Source organism: Streptomyces sp. NPDC059900, assembly GCF_050270335.1.
Taxonomy (GTDB): domain Bacteria; phylum Actinomycetota; class Actinomycetes; order Streptomycetales; family Streptomycetaceae; genus Streptomyces.
Window position 1 is genome coordinate 1 of record NZ_JBNNJZ010000634.1, and the last position, 4,365, is coordinate 4,365.

Annotated in this window: 2 protein-coding genes; both read left to right on the forward strand. The window is 73.5% G+C overall.

Features of this window, described 5'->3' with window-relative positions:
- A partial coding sequence (locus ACQKIP_RS40855; RefSeq protein ID WP_427745333.1) for a helix-turn-helix transcriptional regulator occupies positions 1 to 2,956 on the forward strand: 2,956 nt, incomplete at its 5' end.
- Positions 2,957 to 3,087: 131 nt separating this feature from the next.
- Positions 3,088 to 4,200, forward strand: coding sequence for an ABC transporter substrate-binding protein (locus ACQKIP_RS40860; RefSeq protein WP_365853700.1), 1,113 nt, complete (start codon positions 3,088 to 3,090; stop codon positions 4,198 to 4,200).
- The last annotated feature ends 165 nt before the right edge of the window (positions 4,201 to 4,365 follow it).

Here is a 4,365-nt window from a genome sequence, read left to right on the forward strand (position 1 = left end):
GCACACCAACACCCAGTTCACCAGCCAGCTCGTCGGTCGGGAAGACGAACTCGACCGTCTGTCTGGGGTGCTGGAGCGGGCCCGCGCAGGCGAGGCCCGCGCGGTCCTGATCTCCGGGGACGCCGGCGTCGGCAAGACGCGGGCGCTCGATGAGCTCGCCGGGCGGGCCAATGAGGCCGGGATGACCGTCCTGGTCGGGCACTGCGTCGATCTGGGCGATGTGGGTCTGCCGTATCTGCCCTTCACCGAGATCCTGGGCACGCTGGCCGCGGACGAGCGGTTCGCCCCGGTCCTGGGCGGTCACCCGGTGACGGAGCGGCTGCTGGGCGGCGGCACGGACGCCGCGGGTGACGTGAACAGGCGGCTGCGGCTCTTCGAGGACGTGGCCGCGCTGCTGGCCGAAGTGGCCGATATCGCCCCGCTGCTGCTCGTCCTGGAAGATCTGCACTGGGCCGATCAGTCCTCACGCGACCTGCTGCGGTTCCTGCTCAGCCGCAACGTCCTGCAGCGGCCGACCGGCGGCCCGCACGACCACCGGCTCGCCGTGGTCGCCTCGTACCGGGCGGACGACCTGCACCGCCGCCACCCCTTGCGCCCGCTGCTGGCCGAGCTGGTGCGGCTGCCCGCCGTGGAGCGCCTTGAACTGCAACCGCTGCCCGACGCGGATGTGGCCCGCCTGGTGCGTTCGCTGCGGGACCAGCCCCTGCCGGACGCCGCCGTCGACCGGATCGTCGAGCGCGCCGAGGGCAACGCCTTCTACGCGGAGGAACTGGTCGCGGCCACGGACGCGCCGGCCGGCAGCGTGCCCAGCGGTCTGGCCGACGTCCTGCTCATCCGCTTCGAGCAGCTGTCCGACACCGCCCAGCAGGTGCTGCGCACCGCGGCGGTCGCCGGGCGCCGCGTCGGCCACGATCTGCTGCGGGAGGCGGTCGGGCTGCCCGAGGAGGGGCTTGAGGCGGTGCTGCGCGAGGCCGTGGGGCGCCAGCTTCTCGTACCGGGTGACGGTGACACGTACTCCTTCCGGCACGCGCTGGCGCGGGAGGCGGTCTATGCCGATCTCCTGCCGGGCGAACGGGCCCGGCTGCACGGCATGTTCGCCCGCCTGCTCGCCGGGCGGGGCCGCCAGTCGGGCAGCGCCGCCGAGCGCGCCCACCACTACCGCGAGAGCCACGACCTGCCCGAGGCGCTCGCCGCTTCCCTGGAGGCCGCCGATCATGCCCAGCGCGTCGGCGCTCCGGCCGAGGAACTGCGGCACATCGAGGCGGCCCTCGACCTGTGGTCGGCGGTCGAGGCCTCCGTCCGGCCCGCCGGGTCCGACGCCGTGACACTCACGCTGCGTGCCTCGGCGGCGGCCGCTCACGCCGGGGAATCGCACCGGGCCGTCTCCCTGACCCGCTCCGCGCTGGCAGGTCTGGGCCAGGACGCCGACCTGGAGCTGGCCACCCGGGTCCGCTACACGCTCGCCGGGAACCTGCTGAACGTCGACAACCTTCCGGCCGCCCTCGCCCACAGCAGAGAGGCCCTCGCCCTGATCCCCGCCGACCCCCCTTCGGCGACCTGGGTGTGGGCGGCGGCCACGTACGTGATGGTCGCCGCCCGGTTGGGAGACGACGACCAGGACGAGGACGCGCTGAGGGTGGGCAGCCAGGCCTTGCTCGCCGCCGAGGACCTGGGCGTCGACGACGCGCGGGCCGACCTCCTGATCTCGATGACGTTCCACGGGAAGGCGGGCAACCGCCGCTCCCCCCAGGGCAGGGAGCGGCTGCACAAGGCGCGGGAGCTGGCGCAGCGGTCGGGCAACGCGCCGGTGGAAATGCGCGCCCTGTTCAACCTGGCCGTCGGCTGCATCGAATCCGGCGACCTGGAGGGCTGTCTGAGCTGGGCGGCCGAGGGGCTTGAGCGGGCCCGCCGTTCGGGACTGCTGTCCTCGCCGTATCCGCGGGAGATGCGGTATCTGCGGCAGCTGGTGCAGTTCACGCTCGGCCACTGGGACGAGTGCGCGCGTGACGCGGCCGAGGACACCGGGGCGATGTCGCGCGCGGGCAGCGCAGGGCCCGGCCTTTTCGTGGCGCTTGCCCGCGGTGATTTCACCGCCGTCGAGCGCGCCCGGGCCTTGCTTGAGGGGCCGTTCGACTGGATGAACACCCTGGTCGCGGGCATCGTACGGACCGATGGGGCCGCGTGGCGCGGGGACGCGGAGGAGGCGGTGCGCGCGATGCGCCACACCCTCGAGGCGCTCACCGGCGATGCGAGCACACCGCCCGACGTCACGGTCCGGCTGGCTGCGCTCGCGCTGTCCGCGGTCGCCGACTCGGCGGCGCGGCTGCGTATGCGCGGTGACGAGGAGGAGGCGAAGCGCCGGGCGGAGAGCGCGGCCGACCTCGTGGAGCAGGCGCGGGCTTCGGCCGCCCGCGGCGAGGACGGTACACCGCAGGGTCCGGAGGGACAGGCGTGGCTGGCCCGCGCCGAAGCCGAGTGGACGCGCGCCGTCTCCGGGCCGGACCCGGCGGCCTGGGAGAAGGCGGTGACCGCCTTCGCGTACGGCAACGTGTACGAGCGCACGCGCTGCCGCCTGCGGCTTGCCGAGGCGCTGCTGGCGGCCGATCGCCGCGAGGAGGCGGCCGTCGAGGCTGAGGCGGTGCGCCAGGAGGCCGACCGCCTGGGCGCCACTCTCTTGCGCGAACAGCTGGACGCGCTGGTGCGCCGGGGCCGCCTGACGGTGCCCTCCAGGGATGCTGCCGCCGTACTGACGTCCCGCGAGCAGGACGTGCTGCGGCTGCTGGCGCTGGGGCGCAGCAACCGGCTGATCGGCGAGGAGCTGTTCATCAGCCCCAAGACGGCCAGCGTCCACGTCTCCAACATCCTCGCCAAGCTGGGCGCGGCGAGCCGTACGGAGGCGGTGGGCGTCGCCTACCGGCAGGGACTGATCACCACGGAGCCTTCGCCGACGGACTGAGCTGCGCACCTCCCGCCGGGGGAGTTGGCCGGGCGGTGCAGATATTGGGTTGCCCGGAGGCGGCGGCGGTGGATGCAATGTGCGCATTGATCACTCCGCAGTTGCATTCGCCACACGGGAGACATGAGCGCATGAGTACGTCACCAGCGTCGCCTGGAGCAGCCCGGACTGACGAGCCATCAGTGCGGCTCGGTGCTCTCGCTCCGTTGAGCCGGCCCGGCTGGGCCGAGGCGGGCGAGCATCTGCTGGCCGGGCTCGAACTGGGTGTGCGTGAGGCCAATGCGGCCGGCGGCATCGACGGACGACCGCTCGAGCTGGTGGTCAGGGACACGGCGGCCGATCCGCGGAGGGCCGAGGCGGCCGTGGACGAGCTGGCCGCTCTGGGGGTGGCCGCTGTGGCGGGGGAGTATCACAGCGTCGTCGCGCGCGCTGCCGCCGGCCGGGCCGACGCCCTCGGCCTGCCGTTCCTGTGTTCGTCGTCGGTTCTCGACGCGCTCACCGACCATCCGACGGAGTGGGTGGCGCGCCTGTCCCCGCCGCAGTCCCGCGGCTGGCAGGTCTACGCGGACTTCCTTCTGGGGGCAGGCCACAGACGTATCGCCGTGGCGGCCCAGCCGAGTGTCTACTGGGCGTCGGGCATCCGCATCCTGCGGGACTACCTCACTGCCCACGGCGGCACGGTCATGGAACTCGACGTGAGCGCGCTCACCCCCGAGGCGTTGTGCGAGGAACTCGCCGGCAGCGGTGCGACGGCACTCCTTCTGCTGGTGGGTCATCCGGAACCGGCGGTGCCGATCGTCAGGGCAGTCCGCGGCGACCGGCGCCTGGCCGGGGTCCTGATCGGCGCTCCGGCGGGCCAGCCGGAGTTCGCCGCATGGGCGGCACTGCTGGGCGGCGACGGCGCCGAAGTCCCGTTCCTGCGCTATCTGCCCGAACACCTGCCCCCGCTCGGCGCACGCGTCGGGGCGGCTCTTCGCGAAGGACTGGGCGCCGAGCCGTCCTTCGTGGCCTACGAGGGCTACGACACGATCGCGCTCCTTGCGGAGGCACTGCGCCGCGGCGGCACGGACCGGGCGCGCACGGCCGCGGCCTGGCCGCGTGTGGCGGCCGAGGGCACCCGCGGCCGCATCGGCTTCTCCCGCGTGGAGGGCATCAACGTCTGGCAGTGGGCGCAGGCACCGATCCAGGTCGTCGACCGGGACCCGGCAGAGCTTGGTCGCTTCCGGGTGCTGCACGCGGGTTGAGGCAGCACGGAGGGCTCTTCCCGTCGAACGGCTGCCTTCCCTGGTCCTGCATCCCTCTGCTCCGGCGCTAGTTCTTCTGCAGGGCGCGGGTGACACCCGCGATGACGGCTGTTGTCAGGAGCCAGCCGAAGGCGATCAGCAGGTAGGCCAGCCACTGGAGGCCGT

Coding starts and splice junctions, on each gene's coding strand:
- ACQKIP_RS40860 (WP_365853700.1), top strand. CDS start 3,088: ATGAGTACGTCACCAGCGTCGCCTGGAGCAGCCCGGACTGACGAGCCA.